Origin of the sequence: Pseudomonas sp. CVAP#3, from assembly GCF_018986375.1 — a bacterium.
In the GTDB taxonomy this organism is placed as follows: domain Bacteria; phylum Pseudomonadota; class Gammaproteobacteria; order Pseudomonadales; family Pseudomonadaceae; genus Aquipseudomonas; species Aquipseudomonas helvetica.
On the sequence record NZ_JAHMSC010000005.1, the window covers coordinates 207,727 to 229,432 of the forward strand.

15 protein-coding genes are annotated in these 21,706 nt (G+C 58.7%); 4 read left to right on the forward strand and 11 right to left on the reverse strand.

Annotation, left to right across the window (positions count from 1 at the left end; translation table 11 throughout):
• Positions 1–219: 219 nt before the first annotated feature.
• Together KRR23_RS11560 and KRR23_RS11565 are read left to right on the forward strand one after the other, a co-directional pair.
• Complete coding sequence (locus tag KRR23_RS11560; RefSeq protein WP_216742602.1) at positions 220–5,088, forward strand: RHS repeat-associated core domain-containing protein; 4,869 nt, start codon at positions 220–222, stop codon at positions 5,086–5,088.
• Entirely contained in the window at positions 5,085–5,498 is a 414-nt protein-coding gene (locus KRR23_RS11565) for a hypothetical protein (RefSeq protein WP_216742603.1), read from the forward strand. Before KRR23_RS11560 ends, KRR23_RS11565 begins: the two co-directional genes overlap by 4 nt.
• Before the next feature lie 132 nt (positions 5,499–5,630).
• On the opposite strand, the gene KRR23_RS11570 is transcribed toward KRR23_RS11565, so the two are convergent.
• Positions 5,631–7,397 (reverse strand): bifunctional diguanylate cyclase/phosphodiesterase, encoded by a 1,767-nt coding sequence (locus tag KRR23_RS11570; protein WP_216742604.1) that lies wholly within the window; start codon positions 7,395–7,397, stop codon positions 5,631–5,633.
• A 127-nt stretch (positions 7,398–7,524) separates the two neighbouring features.
• Positions 7,525–9,612 (reverse strand): carboxy terminal-processing peptidase, encoded by a 2,088-nt coding sequence (locus tag KRR23_RS11575; protein WP_216742605.1) that lies wholly within the window; start codon positions 9,610–9,612, stop codon positions 7,525–7,527.
• A gap of 220 nt (positions 9,613–9,832) precedes the next feature.
• Between KRR23_RS11575 and KRR23_RS11580 the strand changes: the two genes are divergently transcribed.
• On the forward strand, positions 9,833–10,795 hold the full coding sequence (locus tag KRR23_RS11580; protein ID WP_216742606.1) for a zinc-binding dehydrogenase: 963 nt from the start codon (positions 9,833–9,835) through the stop codon (positions 10,793–10,795).
• Between the two features lie 142 nt (positions 10,796–10,937).
• Here KRR23_RS11580 and KRR23_RS11585 read toward each other — a convergent pair whose 3' ends face one another.
• From KRR23_RS11585 to KRR23_RS11610, 6 genes are all read right to left on the reverse strand, one after another.
• Positions 10,938–11,591 carry an HAD family phosphatase gene (locus KRR23_RS11585; RefSeq protein WP_216742607.1) on the reverse strand — a complete coding sequence of 218 codons (654 nt, stop codon included), beginning with the start codon at positions 11,589–11,591 and terminating at the stop codon, positions 10,938–10,940.
• Positions 11,592–11,631: 40 nt separating this feature from the next.
• Entirely contained in the window at positions 11,632–12,636 is a 1,005-nt protein-coding gene (locus KRR23_RS11590) for an ABC transporter ATP-binding protein (protein WP_216742608.1), read from the reverse strand.
• Positions 12,633–13,433: an ABC transporter permease gene (locus KRR23_RS11595; RefSeq protein ID WP_216742609.1), complete on the reverse strand. Its 801-nt coding sequence runs from the start codon at positions 13,431–13,433 to the stop codon at positions 12,633–12,635. Before KRR23_RS11595 ends, KRR23_RS11590 begins: the two co-directional genes overlap by 4 nt.
• Positions 13,420–14,265, reverse strand: a complete 846-nt coding sequence (locus tag KRR23_RS11600; protein WP_123580274.1) for an ABC transporter permease subunit — start codon at positions 14,263–14,265, stop codon at positions 13,420–13,422. Before KRR23_RS11600 ends, KRR23_RS11595 begins: the two co-directional genes overlap by 14 nt.
• A complete protein-coding gene (locus KRR23_RS11605) occupies positions 14,262–15,068 on the reverse strand; it encodes an alkaline phosphatase family protein (protein ID WP_216742610.1) in 807 nt (268 codons plus the stop codon). The genes KRR23_RS11600 and KRR23_RS11605 overlap by 4 nt, the downstream gene beginning before the upstream one ends.
• A 137-nt stretch (positions 15,069–15,205) precedes the next feature.
• On the reverse strand, positions 15,206–16,282 hold the full coding sequence (locus KRR23_RS11610; protein ID WP_216742611.1) for an ABC transporter substrate-binding protein: 1,077 nt from the start codon (positions 16,280–16,282) through the stop codon (positions 15,206–15,208).
• Between the two features lie 349 nt (positions 16,283–16,631).
• Here KRR23_RS11610 and phnR point away from each other — a divergent pair, with 349 nt between their 5' ends.
• A complete protein-coding gene (gene phnR, locus KRR23_RS11615) occupies positions 16,632–17,345 on the forward strand; it encodes a phosphonate utilization transcriptional regulator PhnR (RefSeq protein ID WP_216742612.1) in 714 nt (237 codons plus the stop codon).
• Between the two features lie 455 nt (positions 17,346–17,800).
• On the opposite strand, the gene KRR23_RS11620 is transcribed toward phnR, so the two are convergent.
• From KRR23_RS11620 to KRR23_RS11630, 3 genes are all read right to left on the reverse strand, one after another.
• Positions 17,801–19,957, reverse strand: a complete 2,157-nt coding sequence (locus tag KRR23_RS11620) for a mechanosensitive ion channel domain-containing protein (protein ID WP_216742613.1) — start codon at positions 19,955–19,957, stop codon at positions 17,801–17,803.
• 78 nt (positions 19,958–20,035) lie between these two features.
• A complete protein-coding gene (locus KRR23_RS11625) occupies positions 20,036–20,212 on the reverse strand; it encodes a hypothetical protein (protein ID WP_173860023.1) in 177 nt (58 codons plus the stop codon).
• A 139-nt stretch (positions 20,213–20,351) separates the two neighbouring features.
• A complete protein-coding gene (locus KRR23_RS11630) occupies positions 20,352–21,641 on the reverse strand; it encodes a M18 family aminopeptidase (protein ID WP_216742614.1) in 1,290 nt (429 codons plus the stop codon).
• Positions 21,642–21,706 lie beyond the last annotated feature (65 nt).

Genomic DNA, 21,706 nt, shown 5'->3' on the forward strand with positions numbered 1-21,706 from the left:
CGCACCGGCTGATCCGGTTTGCCTGCGATCGCGGGTAAGCCACTTTCCTACAGACGTTTGTAAAGTATTCGCCGATCAAGCAGTGCCCGTTCTGCTTGATTGAGCCATTTCCTTCGCTTTAACGAAATACCCTACATCATCCTCCGTTTGTCCTGACTTCATTCCCCGCGCAATCCCCGCACAGTCTCGCGTCCCACAGTGACCGCGCGAAGATTGAGAATGCTCGATCCAAAAAAACTGCAGGCCTTGAACACTGCCATTGGCCATCTGGTCATTGCTGCGCTGAACCCGAAAAGCCCGGACATTCAAGCCGTCTTCAACGACTTTCGGCACTGCCTCAGTGACTACGATTCCTGGGCCGAAAGTTTCTGGACGGGTGCAGCGCTGGATGTCGAGCAGGTATTCAAGGTCGGCAACGACGTCAGCCTCAGTGCACCGAAAAACTCGACCACTCCGATCAGCGCCACCGTTGCGTCCTGTCCGGCCGGCGGATCGTTGACCCTGGTGCACATGTTTGAGGCGGCGCGTTTTGTGCCGATCGGCAATACCCCGGTGATGCTCGAAGCATTGATCGATGGGCCGGGTGGGGATGAGGTGGTCGGCGAGCCGGTCCAGGCAATTATCGGCACTGGCGGCATCCTCGAAGTCCCCGAATGCTGGCGTGGCCAGCGGCACCGAATCACCTTTTACCCCAACGTCTCTCAAGACCACGTCAAGGCGCTCTACGCCTCTTATCAAACCACCATTGCCGAGCTTGAGGACTGGCTGCAAAGCGAGTGGACGAACGAGTTTCAACCGTTATGGGCGAGCTTTTCGCAAAGCGGTTTTATCGAGCGCTACAACGCGTTGCAGCAGGCTGATCAACGGGGTGTTGAAAGCGCCTTGCTAGACCTCTGGGATGACGTTCAGCAGTTCTATCACTTGCTGGCCGACCTGCAAGCCAACAGTGAAAAACTTCTTGAGTACCTGACCCAGGCCGAGCTCGAAACCCTGCTCAACGCTTCCACAGAAGCGATTGCCAATGGCTTGCTGGTGCTCAGCGATGAACCGTTGTTGTTCATCTATCTGACGGCCGTCACCAGTTGGTTGCGGATGCTACCGCCGCAGTACGAAGCCGAAGTAATGGCCGAAATTCGTACCGGCGTGTTGGTCGGATTGCTGCTGGCTTGCGTGACCGGACCGATGGGCGTTGGGGCCGGTGTGGGCGCCAAAGTGCTGGGGAAGATCAAGTCGCAGCGTGCTCGACAGTGGCTGGCAGCCTTGAGCATCCGGCTGGCGCAAGTGTCGAGCAATCAGCGTTTCAGCAGTCATGCCGATGCGCTCAAGCCGCTGATGGTAAGTGCCCGAAATGCATCGCTGGCGCCCACACCCCGGGGGCCGCTGAAGATTACCCCTGGCGAAGCGCCGATCCTTTACGTGAAAAACCCTGCGGCCATCGCCCGCGACAAGTCTGGGCCCAAGACCAGCCTGAGCAAGCAGGAGCATCACGACAACGCCCCGGATCAGGCGAAAAACCCCAAAGGTGACAGTGCCGACTGCGTTGCACTGACTTGCACCAATGGCTGCCCGGTGTCGATGGTCACTGGCGAAGAACTGCTGACCCTCACCGATGGCGAGCTCGATGGTGTGCTGCCGTTCGCCTTCACCCGGTTGTACCGCACCAGCGCAGTCGAATTCGACAGCGGATTGGGTTTTGGCTGGAGCCATTCGTTGGCGCACCGCCTGGAAATCGACGGCGACAACGTCGTCTGGATCGACCACGAAAACCGCCGCACGCGCTTCCCGAGACCCAACGCCGAGCGTCCGGCGATCCACAACAGTTTGTCCCGTGCAGCGATTTATCTGGGTGACGACGTCGATGAACTGATCCTCGCCCAGGCCGGTGAGGCGACACGGTTCTACCATTTTCGTGACGGTAACCTCACGGCTATCAGCGACCCTTACAACAACCGCCTGCGTATCACCCGTGATCGCCAGGCGCGGATCAAACGTCTGGACAACGGCGCCGGTCGCGCCTTGCTGTTGTGTTACGACAGGCGACATCTGATCGCCGTCGACTATCAAGTCTATCGTGCGGCGGCGAGTGTCGATGAAGCCTGGCAAACCGAGCAAACGCTGGTCGCCTATCGCTATGACGACTGCCATCGACTGATCGAAGCCATCAACGCCGCAGGCGAAAGCGAGCGCTACGACTACGACAATCAGGCGGTGATACTCCAGCGGCAACTGGCCGGCGGCGCGAGTTTTTTCTGGGAGTGGGAGCGCGAAGGCAAAGCCGCCCGATGCGTGCGGCACTGGGCGAGTTTTGCGCAGATGGACGCCCGTTATGCCTGGGACGATAACGGCAGTGTCACGCTGCACAACGCCGATGGCAGCCAAGAGGTTTACGTCCACGACCAGCAGGCGCGGCTGGTGCGCAAGGTCGAGCCGGACGGTGCCGAACACCTGAAGGCTTACGACGATAACGGTCAGTTGGTGGCCGAGAAAGATCCTCTCGGCGGTGTCACCCAATACACCTATGACGACGCCGGGCGGTTGCTGGCGGTCATTGCGCCAGAAGACGAACCGACTTACTACGAGTATCACAACGGTTTCGTTCGGGTGATGCGTCGGGGCAAGGCGCGTTGGAAGTACCAGCGAAACATCCAGGGCGATATCACCGAACAAGTCGACCCTGATGGGCATATCACCCATTACCAATACAATGATCGCGGCCGATTGCTGTCGATCCGCTATCCGGATAACAGTTGTCACCTCCTTGTCTGGAACAACCTCGGGCAACTGACCGAAGAGCAACTGCCGGACGGTGGCCGGCGGTGTTTCGCTTACGACGCGTTGGGTCGGCAAAGCCGTCGTCAGGATGCACAGGGTGCGGTCACTCAGTACCAATGGGACGTTCTCGGCCGGTTGATCCAGACCACGTTGCCTGGAGGTGTCACCCGCGCCTTCAGCTACAACGCCTACGGAAAACTCATCGCCGAGCGCGATGAGTCGGGCCAGGTCACGCGCTACGAATACGCCGATGACCTGCACCTGGTCAGCCGTCGGATCAACGCCGACGGCAGCCAGCTGTTCTATCGCTACGACAACGCACGGTTATTGCTCAGCGAAATCGAAAACGAGGTGGGCGAGAAGTATCAGTTGGCGTACGGCGCCAACGGACTGATCGAGCAAGAAACCGGTTTTGATGGTCGGCGCACCGCGTACCGCTATGACCTCAACGGCCATCTGCTGGAGAAAACCGAATTTGGCGATGACGGCTCAACGCTGATCACCGCTTACCAGCGCGATGCGGCGGGGCGCTTGCTGGTCAAGACCCTGCCCGATGGCCAGAAGGTCGACTATCGCTATGACAGCCTTGGTCGTCTGGTCAGCGTCGATGACGGTCGCGACCACCCGTTGGAGTTCGAGTACGACCAGCAAGACCGACTGATCACTGAGCATCAGGGTTGGGGCACCCTGCGTTATCGCTACAACGCTTGCGGTCAACTCGATCACCTGCGCCTGCCGGACAACAGCACCCTCGACTACCACCATGCCAAGGGCGGGGCGCTCAGCGCTATCGACCTCAACGGCACGCGGCTGACCACGCACGTCTTTGACGCGGGACGCGAGCGGCAACGCCAGCAGGGCCAATTGCTCAGTCGGTATCACTACGATGAGCAGGGTCGATTGCACGCCCACGCGGTTTCTCATGCTGAGGAGCCACGCCATCGTCGCGATTATGCCTACAGTGCCAACGGCAACCTCGACTTCATTACCGACAGTCGTCATGGTCAGCGCAATTATCACTACGACGCGCTGAATCGCCTGGTTCGCGTCCGCCACTCTCGCGATCCACAGCAGGAAAGCTTCGCCCATGATCCTGCCGGCAACCTGCAGATGCAGGATCGTCCGGGCCTGGCGACGATCAAAGGCAACCGCCTGCTGCTGCAAGGCGACCGCCATTACGACTACGACGCCTTCGGCAACCTGATCCGCGAACGCCGTGGCACCGCGCAGAAACTCGTTACCGAATACCGCTACGACTGCCAACACCGGTTGATCGGCATCACGCTGCCGGATGGTAGAACCGCCAGCTACCGCTATGACGCTTTCGGTCGGCGCATCGCCAAAACCGTCGACAGCCACACCACCGGGTTTTTCTGGCAAGGCGAGCAACTGATCGCCGAACACAGCCGCGAGCATCACCGCAGCTACGTCTATGAACCCGGCAGCTTTCGCCCGTTAGCTCTGCTCGACGGCTTCGGTCCACGCAAAACTTGCCCGTTCTACTACCAACTCGATCACCTCGGCACCCCTCAAGAGCTTACCGACTACAGCGGCGAAATCGTCTGGTCGGCGACCTACGAGGCATACGGAAAACTCGCCAGCCTGAAGCACTGCGGTGAAGAACAGCTCGAGCAGCCGCTGCGCTTTCAGGGGCAGTATTTCGATGCTGAATCAGGTCTGCACTACAACCGGCATCGCTACTACAATCCGGACATCGGCCGCTACCTGACGCCGGATCCGAGCAAGCTGGCGGGTGGGATTAACGGGTATCAGTACACTCCGAATCCGACGGGGTGGGTTGATCCGTTGGGGTTGAATGACTGCCCGGGGGCAGGTAAGTGCAAGAAGCCGGGGGAGGCGGAGGATCCAGCGGGGAAGGCGCGGGTAGACGGAGGCGAGCCGAAACTACCGAAAGGCGAGGGTGATTATCTATATCGTGGAGATCAACGAGAGCCCGATGATGTGTTTCAACATGGATTCAAGAGCAAAGGGAAAAGCAATGACTTATTCCTTCATTCACTTGATAGCGATTACCCGCCTAGCAATTTTATTAGCACCTCCACCTCAAGGGATGTAGGGAAGAAGTTTGCTACGAATGACAATACGCAGATGGGGTACTTGTATACTCTACGAAAAATTCCAGGCCATGATCTAAAAAAAGAACTGGGAGCGGATTATCTGTTTGGCAAAGAGAAAGAAATAGCAATACCTTCTAGAATCAAAGGTGAGGATGTTCTTGGTGCAACGCTGATCATAGACAATGGTCGCGAGTTCGGATATTCCATACCTAATCCAAATAGGAATATAAAAAAATGAAGTCTACAATCATTGTGGATATAATTGTTGGTGCTAATGATGGTAAGGAAGGTGCTCAGCTTATCTGCGATAAAAAGAAAATAACGATAGAGTTTTTAATGCGCAACGGTTATCGCAAGATTTACTCTGATCATGATTTTTACAAGTGTTTTGCGAGGGTTAGAGAAGATCATCCTGATTTGATTTTTTACTGCAAGGGGGCGAAAGTTAATGTTCATACGTCGAGTATGTCTTCTCAGATGTCGCTTGGTTTGAAAGCCTATGAGCTGACTTTAGGGAAGGCGTCTTCGCTAGATGATGTTGTATATATATTTGATTATGCTGAAGGTGAGCTCACGAATGATTATAGCGCTCAGAGAGAGTTTTATATGCGCTGGGTGAAGTCAGAGAAGCCCATTGATGATGAATAAGCTTGATTTAATGACTTTATGTTTATGAACTAACCGCTTTCATTCGCTGGCTTGTGAGCGGCGAGAACGTTATGTGTGATGGTGTTGTTGAGCGAATAAGCGGTCGGTTCATTTTTCTCGTCGCTAAATAGTTTAAGCTTGCTCCGTCAACCCCAAACTATCAATCACATAAATACTCCCCCCCTGCACATTCTTCGCATGATGCTTGGCCTGTGAAGCCATTTCCGCCAGTTGGCTGGCGTCGAGTTGTCCACAGGCCTGTGGGTGTAGATGCACCACGCCAATCGACAGCGACAGCAGCGCAAATTCCTGGCGGATGCCCTGACGATTGGGCGCGATGAAGCAGCCGGCTTCCAGGTGTTCGCTGCGGTAGAAGCGTCGGCATTGGCTGTGGAAGTCTTCGAGCAACTGGTTCAGGCGCTTGCGCCAGTCTTCCGGGCCGAGGACCAGCAGGAAATCATCGCCGCCGATATGGCCGACGAAGTCGCGGCTGGGGTCGACGCGGTCGTTCAGGCATTGCGCCAGGCACAGCAGGACTTCGTCACCGCGGCCGTAGCCATAGATATCGTTGAAAGGCTTGAAACTGTCGATGTCGACGTAGCAGATCATCGACTCGCGGCTCTGCTGTAACAGCCGGGTCAGGCACTGCTGGATCGGCACGTTTCCCGGCAACAGAGTCAGCGGGTTGGCGTAGCGGGCTTGCTGGATTTTCAGTTCGGTAATCAGTTTGAGCACGTCGATCACCCGACCCAGGCCCAGATAGCCGCCGTTGAGGGTGATGATGAAGTCCTCTTCGATGCGCTGTCGGGCGCGGCTGGTGATCAGCCGGCTGACCTGTTGCAGCGACTGGCTGAGCTCGACGGCGAGGAAGTCATCGCTCATTAGCCGGCTGATCGGCTTACGCGCGAACAGATCGGTAGCAAACGGCTTGAGCAGTGCATCGGACAGCGAATGACGGTGGACGATGCCACAGGGGTGGCCGAGTTCGTCGAGCACTGCCAGCGAGTTCAGGTTGGCCTGACGACGGAAGGCTTCCAGCACGTCGGCGGTAGGGGTATCGCGGTGTACAGCCGGATGTTCGTTGAGCAGGGCGCCGAGGTCACTGCCTTCATCGTTGAGCGCCACTGCGCTGCTGTCGTGCTTGGGCATCATCGTCCGGGCGTCCCGTGGCGGGTGCTCCTGTGGACGGCACAACAGATAGCCCTGCACCAGATCGACCCCCATCTCGGTCAACACCGCGAGTTCTTCCGGCAGTTCGATACCTTCGGCAATGACTTGTGCCCGCGAGGCTTTGGCGATCTGCAGGATCGAGCCGACGAATTCGCGCTTGAGCGCGTCCTGATGAATGCCATCGATAAAATGCCGGTCAATCTTCACATAGTCCGGACGCAGTTCCGACCAGAGCCGCAGGCTCGAATACCCGGCGCCCAGGTCATCCAGTGCAATCGAAAAACCCATGGCACGGTAGTGATGCAATGCATTTTGCAGCAACTGAAAGTCGTCAGTCGGGGTTTGCTCAGTCAGCTCGATCACCACCTGACTTGGCGGAATGCCGAAGTCCTGGAGCATTTGCAGAGTTCTACCAGGTTGATGGTCGGCTTCGAGCAACGATTCGGGGGAGACGTTGAGAAAAAGTTTGCCCGGTAACTGTTGTTCATTGAAGCGGCGACAGGCGCTGTGTCGGCAGGCCATTTCCAGTTCGCTGAGACGGCCAGCCTGGCGGGCCACGGCGAATAACGCGATGGGCGAATGCAGAGGGCTGTTGGAAGGACCGCGACTGAGGGCTTCATAGCCGAGGATGCGTCGTTCGGACAGTGAAACGATCGGCTGGAACAGACTGTGCAAACCACTTTGGGCCAGGATTGAACTCAAGGCACTCAGCTGTTCGGTCGTGGTCATGGCGATCTCTGGCGATAAAAAAAGGACCGGGCCCGCTCTTTTTTAGAGAGCGGGCCCAGTCCTTTATTTCACGACAGAATGATGACTGTTTGATGACGATCCGGGGATCGTCAGCATTAAATTGCCATCACTTTTTGTTGCTGGCGACCGCGGTGTTCAGCTTCAAGTAATCCAGCAGGATCCGCCCGGTTTCGCTCAAGTAGGCATCGTCTTCCGGTTTGCTCTTTTCTGGCTCGGCCGCGATGGCGTCTTCGTCTTCTTTCTTCAGTTCTTTGAGCGGATCTTCGCCCTTGGCCTTGCGGCGGATGTTTTCCATCACCAGCTGCTTGGCTTCGATATCGGCGTGTTGCGCGCGACGTTCGGCTTCATTGAGGCTGACGGTTTTTTCTGCCATCAGCTTCTGGGCCAGCGCCAGCTTGTCGCGAATGAACACAAACTCCGCGTCCTTGGCCGAACGAGCGTCATGCTCGGACTTGAGCTGCGCCAGGTACGGTTTGAACGGGTCGACTGCCGGCTTGATGGCCGGGCGAATAGTGTCCCACGGCATGGATTCCGGCAGGGCGCTCTCGCCGATTTCCTTGGTGTCGATGATCGACGGGAAGTCGACATCCGGCAGCACGCCCTGATGCTGGGTGCTCTGCCCGGAAACCCGGTAGAACTTGGCCAGTGTCAGTTTCAGCTCGCCATGGTTCAGCGGCTGGATAGTTTGCACGGTGCCTTTGCCGAAGGTCTGGCCGCCGATGATCAGCGCACGGTGGTAGTCCTGCATGGCGCCGGCAAAAATCTCCGAAGCCGAAGCAGACAGACGGTTGACCAGCAACGCCATCGGGCCTTTGTAGAAGGCGCCCGGGTTTTCGTCTTCCAGCACATCGACCCGGCCGTCGGCGTTACGTACCAGCACGGTCGGACCTTTGTCGATGAACAGACTGGTCAGCTCGGTGGCTTCCTGCAAGGAACCGCCGCCGTTGTTGCGCAAGTCGATGACCACACCGTCGACCTTGTCTTTTTGCAGTTCGGTCAGCAGCTTCTTGACGTCGCGGGTGGTGCTCTTGTAATCCGGATCACCGGCGCGGAACGCCTTGAAGTCCAGGTAGAAGGCCGGGATCTCGATGACGCCGAGCTTGTAGTCCTTGCCGTCCTGTTTGAGGTTGAGGACCGACTTCTTCACCGCCTGATCTTCAAGCTTTACCGCTTCGCGGGTGATCGAGACGATCTTGGTGGTCTGGTCGTTTGGCGCATTGCTGGCCGGGATCACTTCCAGGCGCACCACAGTGCCTTTCGGTCCGCGGATCAGCTTTACCACTTCGTCCAGGCGCCAACCGACGACGTCGACCATTTCTTTACTGCCTTGGGCAACGCCGATGATCTTGTCGGCCGGTGCAACCTGTTTGGTCTTGTCCGCCGGGCCTGCTGGTACCAGGCGCACGACTTTCACCTGGTCGTTATCGCTCTGCAACACGGCGCCGATGCCTTCCAGCGACAGGCTCATGTTGATGTCGAAGTTCTCCGCGTTATCCGGTGACAGATAGTTGGTGTGCGGGTCGTAGGACATGGCGAAGTTGTTGATGTACGCCTGGAAGATGTCTTCCGGACGGGTCTGGTCCAGGCGCGACAACTGATTTTTGTAGCGCTTGGTCAGGGTTTCCTGAATCTGTTTGGGGTCTTTGCCGGCGATCTTCATCCGCAGCACTTCGTCCTTGACGCGTTTGCGCCACAGGTCGTCGAGCTCGGCAGTGGTCTTGAGCCACGGGGCGTCCTTGCGATCGACCAGCAAGGTTTCCCTGGTGGTGAAGTCCATCTTGTCGACGCCTTTGTTCAGCTCGACCAAGGCGAAGTCCAGACGCGCTTTGACGCGGTCCAGATAACGCTTGTAAATCGTGAACCCGGCGTTCAGGTCACCGCTTTTGAGGAACTCGTCAAACTGGTTTTTCCATTTGTCGAATTCGGCGATGTCGCTGGCCATGAAATAACTGCGCGACGGATCAAGCAGCTTCAGGTAGCTGTCGTAGATGATCGCGGAACGCGCGTTATCGAGCGGCGGCTTGCTGTAATGGTGGCGCTTGAGCAACTCGACGACGTTAAGGCTGGCAATCACCTCGTCACGATCGGGCTGAAGGTTGTCCCAGCTATTGGCTGCGAACGTAGTGGGCGACAGCGACAAGCTGCCCAGGCCAATGAAAAGCGCAAGTGCGGTGCTGGGGAACAAATGCTTCATGCTGATTCGACGCGGGGGCAATTGATAACGCATATTAGGCCGTCTTTAAAGTCGCCGGTTCCACAAGGCTCTACGCAAACTGCTCGCGTATCGATCAGGCTGGGTTAAAACAGCTTGATCGCCACTCGGCGAATTTTCGTACGACCCTGGGCCGGTCGCATAATGCAAAAAACCCGGCGCTACAGCATCGGGCTCAGTCCAGACTCACTATGGAGGCACTGTGAAAGCATTGCAAGGCGTTGAAGGTCGAGTGGAGTGGGTTGAAGCGCCCAGTCCGACGTGTGACGTAGGACAAGTTCGCATTCGAGTGGCGGCAGCGGGTCTCAATCGAGCCGATTTATTGCAGAAGGCAGGGCTCTATCCGCCACCACCGGGCGCCAGTCAGGTGCTGGGCCTTGAGTGTTCTGGCGTGATCAGCGAGGTCGGCGCCGGGTCGTCCTGGCAGGTCGGAGACCGGGTCTGCGCACTGCTGGCGGGCGGTGGGATGGCCGAAGAAGTGGTGGTCGATGGCCGTCACGTATTGCCCGCTCCCGAAGGCTTGTCGCTGGTCGAAGCGGCAGCGTTGCCCGAGGTCTACAGCACCGCCTGGCTGAATTTGTTCCAATTGGCTGCGCTCAAACCGGGTGAGAAAGTTCTCCTGCACGCCGGGGCAAGTGGGGTTGGTTCAGCTGCCATTCAGCTATGCAAGGCGTTCGGCAACCCGTGCTGGGTCAGCGTCGGTTCGGCGGACCGGCTGGCCTACTGCGAGGCGCTGGGTGCGCAAGGCGGGGTGGTGCGCACTGATGGGCTGGACGGTTTGCGTGACCTGGGGCCGTTCGATGTGATCCTCGACCCGGTCGGCGCCAACTATGCCGCGCTGAACCTGAAGTTACTGGCGCTCGACGGTCGTTGGCTGTTGATCGGCTTGATGGGCGGCCGTGAAGCGCCGCTGGATCTGGCGCAGGTGCTGGCCAAACGGATTCAACTGCTGGGTTCGACCCTGCGTAGCCGTGACGAGCAGTTCAAGGCCGATCTGTTGAGTGATCTACGCCTGCATGTCTGGCCGCTGTTCGCCGAAGGGCGCCTGAGCCCGCAGCTGGCCAGGACCTTCCCGATCAAGGACGCCGAAGCGGCGTTTGCCGAGCTTGCGACCAATCAGGTGTCGGGCAAGTTGGTGCTGGTGATCGACGAAAGCCTGATTTGACTACTGAGAGATCGTTCCCACGCTCCGCGTGGGAATGCAGCCCGTGACGCTCTGCGTCACAGCATCAACAGCGGACGCAGAGCGTCCATTGAGGCATTCCCACGCAGAGCGTGGGAACGATCCCCATGAGAACGATCATGGGTTACTTCCAGATGTGGATCGGCCAACCGGCCTTTTCGGCATGTTCACGCAGTACCGGATCCGGGTTGACCACATGCGGATGGTCGACTTTGATCAGCAATGGCAAATCGTTGCGTGAGTCCGAATAGAAACTCGCGCCTTCAAGGTTCTCCTCTTCGGCGTCGAGCCATTCCAGTAAGCGAGTGATCTTGCCTTCGCGATAGGTCAGGGTGCCAACCGTGTTACCGCTGTAGACCCCGTGAGTCACTTCCAGCTCTATAGCGAGGATCTCGTCGATACCCAGGCGTTCGGCGATGGGTTTGACCAGGTGTGTGCCCGAAGCGGAGATCACCAGAATCCGGTCGCCGGCCTTGCGGTGTTCGGCGATGGCTTTGCAGGCGTCGCTGAAGATGATCGGTTCGATCACGTCCTCGACCCACGGCGCCACAAGGTGCTCGACTTCTTCCGGGGTGCGTCCGGCCATCGGCTCCAGGCTGAAGGCCATGTAGTCCTCCATGGCCAGGTGACCCCTGCCGTAGGAATCCATCAATTCCTTGTCGCGGCGCAGGAACGATTCGCCGTCGACCCAACCGAGGCGGACCATCTGCTCGCTCCACAGCGAGGCGCAGTCGCCGTGGATCAGGGTTTCGTCCAGATCAAAAATTGCCAAAGCCATCAGTGCTGCTCTCTCTTTAACAGTGTGCACAGCGAAAACATCAGGCTACCTCACACAGGGCCGTCGGATCGATGGAAAGTGCCAGCCGTTGACCATCGGCATGCAGGTCAGCCGCCGAACGGTTCAGCACGTCCACCACCAGTTCAACGCCGCGAGCCTCGACCCGATAGCGGATCACGTTGCCCAGCAGGCTGTGGCTGCGGATAAGCGCATCCGGTTCGCCATTGCGGCTCAGTTCGATGGCTTCCGGGCGAATCGCGATGCGGCCATTGATCGGACGTTGCAGCAGCTTGCTGGCGCTGGCGGCATCGAGCAGGTTGTAGTTGCCGATGAAGCCAGCGGCAAACACGTCGACCGGCGCGGTGTAGAGCGTTTCAGCATCGCCGCTCTGGACGATCCTGCCCTGGTTCATCAGGAAGATCCGATCGGACATGGTCAGGGCTTCTTCCTGATCGTGCGTCACGAAAATCGTGGTCAGCCCCAGCTCGCGCTGGATCTGCCGGATCTGCTCACGCAGGTGCTTGCGGATTCGTGCATCGAGTGCCGACAGCGGCTCATCGAGCAGCAACAGGCGTGGTCGGGTGACCAGCGAGCGGGCGAGGGCCACGCGCTGGCATTGGCCGCCAGACAGTTGATGCGGATAGCGGCTGGCAAAGTCGGTCAGTTCCACCAATTGCAGCACTTCGAGCACCCGCTTGCGGCTGTCGTCGGCGTTGACCTTTTGCATGCGCAAACCGAAGGCGACGTTCTGCTCCACGGTCATGTTGGGGAACAGCGCGTAACTCTGGAACACCATGCCGATTCCGCGTTTCTGCGGGCTCAGCGGCACCAGGTCATGGCCGTCGAGCAGGATCTTGCCGCCATCCACTGCGGTCAGCCCGGCGATGCAGCGCAGCAGGGTCGACTTGCCGCAACCGGACGGGCCGAGCAGGGTGACGAACTCGCCTTTCTGGATTTCGCAGTTGATGTCGCTGAACACCGGAGTGCCGGCGGAGCCCGTTTGCGAGTAGCTTTTTTGCAGGTGTTGGACGCTGACATAGCTCATTGGCTTTTGTCCTTGTTCAAGATATTGGCAGCCCAGGTCAGAACCAGCACAAAGAAAAAGTAGGAAATCACCAGCGCGCTGGTGAAGTGACCGCTGCTGTTACGCATGTTATTGAGGTAGACCTGCAGGGTTTCGTAACGCGTGCCGACGAGGATGTTGGCGAACACGAACTCACCGAAAAGGAACGAGAACGATAGCAGCAACGCGACCATCAAGCCTTTGCGCAGGTTCGGCAGCACCACCAGGAATGCCGCTTGCCAGGTGCTGGCACCGAGCAGTTGGGCGGAGTCCATCAGGTCGCTCAGGTTGATCGCTTGCAGGTTGTTGGTGATCGCCCGGTACATGAACGGCAGCGCCACGGTGAAGTAGCATCCGACCAGAATCCACGGTGTACCGACCATCGCGAACGGTCCCGAACCGTAGAGCTGCAACAACCCCACTGAAGACACCACAGGTGGCACTGCAAACGGCAGCAGGATCAGGATGTTCATCAGCGCGTCGAGTTTCGGGAAGTGGTAATGCACCACGAACAGCAGCGGCAGGATCAACACCACCGACAGAATCAGCGCACCCACGCAGACCAGCAGTGACTGGCCAAAGGCACCGAGAAAACGCGGATCGCTCCACAGCTGGATATACCATTTGAAGGTAAAGCCGCTGGGCAGAACGGTGGCCGACCAACTGCTGGCGATCGAGTAGATCAGGGTCCCGGCCAGCGGCAGCAACAGAATGGCGAACAGCAGGTAAACCACGACCCGGTGATAGACACCGACGGGGCCCAGTTCAGCGCGAGACATGGTAGCTCCTCTTCAACAGCAACTGATGGACCACGGTCACCAGGGTCATCAACGTTACCAGCACAACGGCCAGGGCACTGGCCATGTTCGGGTCCAGGGAAATGTCGCCCGAAACCATCGCCGCGATGCGGATCGGCAGCACGTTGAAGTTGCCGGTGGTCAGGGCGTAGACCGTGGCATAGGCGCCGAGGGCGTTGGCCAGCAGAATTACGAAGGTGCCGAGCAAGGCCGGGGTCAGCACCGGCAAGCCGATGTGTCGCCAGAACTGCCAGCCATTGGCGCCGAGCAGGGACGCCGATTCACGCCAGTCTTCACGCAGGGCGTCGAATGCCGGGTACAGCAGCAGTACGCCGAGGGGAATCTGGAAGTAGGTGTAGAGGATGATCAACCCGGTTTTCGAGTACAGGTTGAAGTCCTGAATAATCCCGGCCTGTTTGAGCATGATGGTGAAACTGCCGTTGAAACCCAGCAGGATGATGAACGCAAAGGCCAGCGGGACGCCGGCGAAGTTGCTGGTCATGTTGGCGAAGGCGTTGACGAAGTTGCGCAGCTTCGAATCGACCCGGCGCAGCGAGTAACTGCCGAGGATTGCGATGACGATGCCGAACACGCTGGACCAGAAGCTGATCTCGAGGCTGTACTGGATCGCCTGCATGTAGAACTTCGAGCTGAAGATCTTGTTGAAGTTGGCCAGGCCCCAACCGAACTCTTCCGATTGCACACTGTTGATCAGCACCCAGCACAGCGGGGCGATCTGGAACACGATAAAGAAAATGGCGAAGGGCACCAGGCACAACGCCGCCAGCCATTTGCCACGGGTGATTGAATTCACTTGAGCAGCTCCCGGCACACCGGTTTGTCGTGGGCAACACCCAACAACTCGCAGACCGTGCCGCACAGTTCGGTTTGTTTCGGGGCTGCATGGGGATTGACGCTGAAGGCATCGCCGATGACGAACAGCGGCACTTCGCGTTCTTCGGCGAGCAGGCCGTTGTGGGAGCGGTCGTTGTTCATGCCGTGGTCGGCGGTCACCAGCACCTGATACCCGGCGTCTAGCCAGCCTTGCAGGTAATCGGCGAGGATGATGTCGGCCGAGCGGGCACTGTTGCGGTATTGCGCGGTGTCGAGGCCGTGCTTGTGCCCGGCGTCGTCGATGTTCATGGGGTGAACCAGCAGAAAGTTCGGCGCATGGCGCAGACGCAGGTTCTCGGCGTCGGCGAACAGGTGCGAATCGGGGTAGTGATCGGACCAGTAGAAATGCGCGTGCTGGATTGGCAGTTCGGTGTTGTCGGTGTGGCGGTCGCGGGCAGCCATGAACGGTGAGCGGTTATACAGCTCGCTGACCCAATGGTAGGCCGCAGCAGCAGTGCTGAGCCCGGCGTCAGTGGCGTAGTGGAACACGCTGCGCTGGTTGGACAGGCGCGACACGTTGTTGTGGACGATACCGCTGTCGATCGGTGTGACGCCGGTCAGAATGCATTCATAGAGCGGGCGCGACAGGGACGGCAGTTCGCATTCGAGTTTGTAGAGGGCTGCGCGTCCTGCGCCGACATAAGCCTGAAGATGTCCCATGGCATGCCGCGCGACCTCGTAGTTCAGGCCATCGAGCACCACAAGGATGACGTTGTGCTTCATGGGGGAGGAAACTCCAAAATCAGGTGGTAGCGTCAAAACCTGTAGGAGCAAGGCTTGCCCGCGATGGTATCGCCGTGCTCGTTAGACAGATCGCGGTGCCTGCATCGCGAGCAAGCTTTGCTCCTACGGATGCAGCATTACTGCATATTGATGATGACTTCTTCCTGCCACTTCTGCGGCAGGGCCTTGGAGGTTTTTTCCCAGGCATCGGCGTCGGCGATCGGCTTGGGCTTGGCGGCTTCATACTGCGCTGCCGGGATCAGGTTTTTCTCTACATCAGCCGGTAGTTTCAGACCTGTTTCAGCACGAATCGGACGGGCATTACCGCGCGCCAGGTTGATTTGGCCGGCATCGCTGAAGATGTACTCACGGGTCAGTTTGGCGGCGTTCGGATTCTTGGCGTATTTGTTGATAATGGTGGTGTAACCGGACTTCACCGAACCATCGGACGGAATCAGCACGACGTAATCATCCGGGTTGACCATCTTGGCTTTATAGCTCAAGCCGTTGAAATCCCAGACCACGCCCACTTCGATTTCACCCTTTTCCATGGTGGCAATGGTTGTGTTGGATAGTGACAGGCGACCTTGCTTGGCGATTTCGGCGAACATCAGCAGTGCTGGCTGAATGTTCTTTTCATCACCACCGTTGGCGATGGCGGCGGCCAATACACCGTTGGCGGCTTGTGCAGCGGTGCTCACGTCACCGATGGAGACCTTGTATTTACCGGTCTTCAGGTCAGCCCATTTTGTTGGGGCTTCGGAACCGTGGAGCAGCTTCTTATTGACGATAAACGCGATGGTGCCGGTGTAGGCCAGCGCCCAGTTACCGTCCTTGTCCTTGGCCCAGTCCGGAATCTGCGCCCAGGTGCTTGGTTTGTACGGTTGAACCACACCTTGCTTGACCGCGATCGGACCGAAGGCGGCGCCGACATCGCCGATGTCAGCACTGGCATTGTCTTTTTCGGCAGCGAACTTGGCGACTTCCTGGGCCGAGCTCATATCGGTGTCGATGTGCTTGAGGCCGTAGTTCTTCGCCAGATCGTCCCAGGTGCCTATCCAGTTGGCCCAGTTATCGGGCATGCCGACGCTGTTGACGGTGCCTTCCGCTTTCGCAGCGGCTTCCAAGGCTTTTAAATCGGTGTCAGCCGCCATGGCTGCGGTGCACATGGCAATGGTCGAGCCTAACAGTGATGCCAGGAAAAGCTGTTTCATCCGAAGCTCCTTTGGGCGTATTCAACGCTGCGTTTTGCGGTTTGTTGGTCTAGGTCAGCAATACCTGAGCCAATTTAGGTGAGCGGGATGACACTTTGATGTCGGTATCAGGCGCGCTCGCATTCTTTTCGCTCGGTAGTGGTGGCTGCGAAGTAAGCGTAGACCATGGCCAGAAGGCCGGTTTGCAAGGACTTGGCCGCTTATTTGCACAGGTCTGGATCAGCCGTTCGGCGGCTTTGTCATCGATCAGTCATATGTATTGCCTAGGCTTGCAATACGTTTCAGGACGCGTTTTTTGGCGCAGTCCTGCCCCGATACAGTGCTGGTCTAGTCCAGATAGGTAACGTTGATGCGCGAAGAGGCAACGAAAGCGGTGACAGCCATCGGTCAGGTGCTCCAGGAGCAGATCGACCACGGTCTGCTGGCGCCCGCGAGCAAGCTGCCGGCCGAGCGCAAGCTCAGTGAGTTGTTCGGGACCACGCGGATCACCGTGCGTGAGGCGTTGTTGCAACTGGAAGCGCAGGGGCAGATTTATCGCGAGGAGCGGCGCGGCTGGTTCGTTTCGCCACCGCGTCTGGCGTACAACCTGATGCAACGCAGCCACTTTCACGCGATGGTCAGTGCGCAGGGGCGGGTGCCGTCGACCGAGGTGATTTCGGCGCGGTTGCAACCGGCGTCAGCGGCGGTGTGTGCCTGGTTGCAGCTACCGGCGTTGTCGAGCGTGATTCAGATCTGCCGTTCGCGGCGTATCGATGGGCGGTTGGTTTTGTATGTTGAGCACTATCTGAATCCGCAGTTTTTTCCGGGGATTCTGGCGTTTGATCTCAATCAGTCGATTACCGAGTTGTATGCGCGGCATTACGATTTGCACTATGGGCGGGTGCGCTTCGAGATTGTGCCGACGGCGTTGTCGGTGGATGCGGCGGCCGCACTTCGGGTGTCCGTGGGCAGCCCGGGGTTGCGGATTGCGCGGGTCAATTATGATCAGCATGGGCGGTTGATCGATTGTGATCTGGAGTTTTGGCGGCATGATGCGATTCATGTCGGGGTGGATGTCTTGTAGGAGCCGAGCTTGCTCGCGATGGCGGCCTGACAGCCGACCAACCTCTTGCAGGTGTACATATCCATTGCTGCGGTAACGGCCGCTTACGGTTTCGCTCTTACAGCGACTCCCTTTGGCAGACGCCCCAAAGGAAGCAAAGGTCTTCGCCCCAAGCGTACGGCACCTCGCCTAGGCTCGGCGTTCCCTCGCTCCGGTGTCCATCAGGGGGCATCGCCTACGGTCTGCTACGCGACGACCTCCTCTCGATGTGTCCGGCTGCGCCGTACGGCGCTGCGCGCCCACCCCCTGATGAACACCTGCGCTCGGCCTCCCGATGGGGCGGGTGGATCAAGATCAGCGGCAACAGCACGGCGGCCTGCCGGCCGGCCTGAGTGGTAAGAGCGCGAACGGCTTTAGATCGTTCTCACGCTCTGCGTAGTAATGCAGCCCTGGAGGCCGCGCGTCTGCTTTTTGCGTTATTCCTTCTCCAGCCCGCCGGCCGCCGTGACTACTTGAATGCTCATCCTCGGTGTCGCCAGATCCAGCCCGGCTTCATCCAGATGTCGTTTGAGTGACAGGTTGAACGCTCTTGAAACTTCCCATTGTTTGATCGGTGCGGTCTTGAACCGTGCGCGCAGAATCGCGCTGCCGGACTCGAAACTCTCGACGCCCTGGATCTCCAGCGGCGACCAGATGTTGCGACGTTGTATCGGGTCGGTGCGCATTTTCTGGCCAACGTCGCGCATCAATTTGATCGCGTCATCGATTTCCATGTTGTACGGCACTGCCACGCGGAAGATCGCGTAGCCGAATTCCCGCGAGTAGTTCTTGATGCTTTTGATTTCACTGAACGGGATGGTGTGCACGATGCCGTCGATGTCGCGCAGGCGCACGGTGCGGATGGTCAGGCCTTCGACGGTGCCCAGGTGGCCGCCGACGTCCACGTAGTCGTCGATGGCCAGCGAGTCTTCAATGATGATGAACAGCCCGGTGATCAGGTCGGCAACCAGCGACTGTGCGCCAAAACCGATGGCCAGGCCGATCACGCCGGCACCCGCGAGCAGCGGCGTGACGTTCATGCCCATGTTGGCCAGGGCGACGATCAGCCCGATGATGAAGATCGCCACGAACAGTATGTTGCGAATCAGCGGCATCATGGTTTGCGCCCGCGCATTGGCTTGGCCTTTGCGTGAGCGGGTGAGGGCGTGATGCACGGCGGTGTCGCTGAGGATCCAGATCAGCCACGCGAAGATCAGCGTACCGCCCAGGCTGAACAGTTTGACGCTGACTTCATGGCCTTCGCCTTCGGTGAAGCGGATCAGCGACATGCCCCAGACCCGCAAGCCGAGTTCGATGAACACCAGCCACACCGCCAGATGCGCGAGGGTATAGAAGAAGTTCTTCAGGCGCTCCGAATACAGCGCGTGACGCTTTGCCCCGCGTTGTGGCTTGAGCGCGTGGCGGCGGACCAGGCCGTTGATGACCATGCACAACACCAGCAGCACGGTGCAGATCAGTGATTGGCGCAGCGCGGTGCTGGTGTCGCCGGCCGAGACGAAGGTGGCGAACAGCGAGATCCCCACCAGCACCAGTGCAGGCAAGAACCAGAAGGTCCCAAGAATCTCGATCGTGTCGCTCAGCGCACGGCGGGTCAGTCGCCGCGACAGCGGCTGGTTGCGGATCAGGTGGGCAATGGGCCGACGGAAACGCAGGATGAACAGGCCGGTGAATATCGCTGCCAGCACATTGGCGATGGTCGCGGTGATGTGGGCCAGGTGAATGCCGAGGCTGGTGACCAGTCGCGGGTCGTTCAAGGCTTCGCCGAAGGCCGCAAAACTGCCGATCAGCCACAGGGGGCGAAAGGCTTGGTGCCGCAGGATGTACAGGGCGCGATGGCGGTGCGGGCCGTCGAGCACGGAGAATGCGATCACGCAGATCGCCGAGAAGCAGGTACCGACCACCAGTGCATAAGCCAGCACCATGGCCAGGTATTTACCCAGCGATGATGGCAAGGCATAGCTCATATAGACAGTAATCAGCAGCGCGATCAGCCAGGGGCCGAGTTTACGCAGGGCAAAGCGCAGCATGTCCCAGGTCTTGGGGTGTTGCGGCAGTTCTTCGGTCAGGCCGAAGCGCGTTCGAACGCGATGACCGAGCCAGATCAGCGCAGCGGCGAGCAGGCTCCAGAGCATCAGGATCAGGGCGAAGGCAAAGAGCATCGGCAGCCATTCACTGGCCGGCAGCATCAGTGCGCTCAGTTCGTCCTTGGCCAGTTCGAACTCATCGGACCAGCGAGTGAGCGGGCTATCGGCGCCGGAAAACTGCTTTTCGAGGCCGGCCAGGGTGCCGCCGATCAAGCCCAGCACACCGTCTTCTTCGGGGGGCTGGGCTTTTTTGCTGACGTCGCGCAGTTTCTTCAGGTCGGCCAGCAACCTGGCTCGTTGCTGATCGTTTTCCAGTGATTTGATCACCTCGTCCAGCGATTGCCCCAGCGGTGCGGTCGCTTCCGGTTGGGCTTTTGGTGATCCGTTGAGCAGGCTCGGCAGGCCGACGGCCTGAGCAGGCGCCAGGGGAAGCAGCATCAACAGGCAGATGAACAACGTAGACTGCAGGGCAAAAAGACGAGCGAACACTAGGCGGTCAACCTCAACGGGTACAGGTCGACCGAGTGTACGAGCGGGGCAAAACCAATGCGAGCGCAGTCAGTGCTTTTATTCGTTCAGCTTGGCGAGGATTTTGTAAATCACGGTGGCGAGGATCAGCAGCATGCCGATCCACATTGAGAGCACCCCGGCGTTCTTGTCACGAAAGTTGAAGCCAATGGCCAGCAGGATCATTCCCGAGAGAATCGGAATGAGCATGGAGTTGAACACAGACATCGAGATCATGACGACAGCCTTGTCGGGGAAGGTGATGTAAGTCTAGGTGGCTTTTGTGCGACGTGGGTTGATGCGTGTCAGAAATGGTTCAGCAGCATCGCGTAATTACGGTGGCGAGGGAGCAAGCTCCCTCGCCACAGGGATTGCGTTACGGCAACTCGCGACTGGCGTAGAAAGCGCTCAGCACTTTGACCAGGTGTGCCAGGTCATGGCTGCCGCACAGTTCACGGATCGAGTGCATGGCAAATGTTGGCAGGCCGATGTCCACGGTGCGCACGCCCAGATGGCTGGCGGTGATCGGGCCGATGGTCGAACCACAGCCCATGTCGCTGCGCACCACGAAGCTTTGTACCGGAACTTCTTCGGCCATGCACAGATGACGGAAGAACCCTGCGGTTTCGCTATTGGTGGCGTAGCGCTGGTTGCTGTTGACCTTGATCACTGGGCCGGCATTGAGTTTCGGGCCGTGGTTGGCGTCGTGCTTGTCGGCGTAGTTGGGGTGCACGCCGTGGGCGTTGTCGGCCGAGACCAGCAGCGATTTCTGAATGGTGCGGACGAACTCGTCACCTTCAGGCAGCAGGCGACGCAGGGTCTGTTCAAGCATTGGGCCGTCGGCACCGCACGCCGAGCAGGAGCCGACTTCTTCATGGTCGTTGCACACCAACACGCACGTCTCATCGGTTTCAGCCGTCAACAAGGCTTGCAGGCCGGCGTAGCACGACAGCAGATTGTCCAGGCGCGCACCGGCAATGAAGTCGCCGTGCAGGCCGATGATGGCGGCGCTTTGGGTATCGTAGAAGCTCAACTCGTAATCGAGTACCACGTCGGCATTCAAACCGTGTTCCCGGGCCAGCTGATCAGTGAGCACGGCGCGGAAGTCCACGCGCTCGTCACCGGCAAATTGCGCAAGGATTGGCGGCAGTTCGGTTTGTGCGTTGATTGCCCAGCCCATGTTGGCTTCACGGTTGAGGTGAATGGCCAGGTTGGGAATGGTGGCGATCGGTGCCTTGAAGTCGATCAGCTGGCTTTCGACCTTGCCGTCGCGGCGAAAGGTCACGCGACCGGCCAGCGACAGGTCACGGTCAAACCAGGGGGCGAGCAATGCGCCGCCATAGACTTCGACGCCCAACTGCCAGAAACCCTGACGTTGCAGCTCAGGTTGTGGCTTGACCCGCAGGCATGGGCTATCGGTGTGAGCGCCGACCAGGCGGATGCCATCGTACAGTGGGGAATTGCGGCCCATCTTGATCGCAACGATCGAGGAGTCGTTGCGCGTGACGTAGTAGCGACCATTGGCTTCGGTGGCCCAGGGCTCGCGCTCGTCAAGGCGCTGATAACCCGCCGCTTCCAGACGCTGAACAAGGCTGGCGGTGGCATGGAATGGGGTAGGGGAGGCCTTGAGGAAGTCGATCAGGCCTTGGTTCAACTCTTCGCGCATAAGTAGCTCCAGACAGCAGTGCCGCGAGTTTAACGTATTGGCTCGGGGCATTGGGCAAGTGCTTT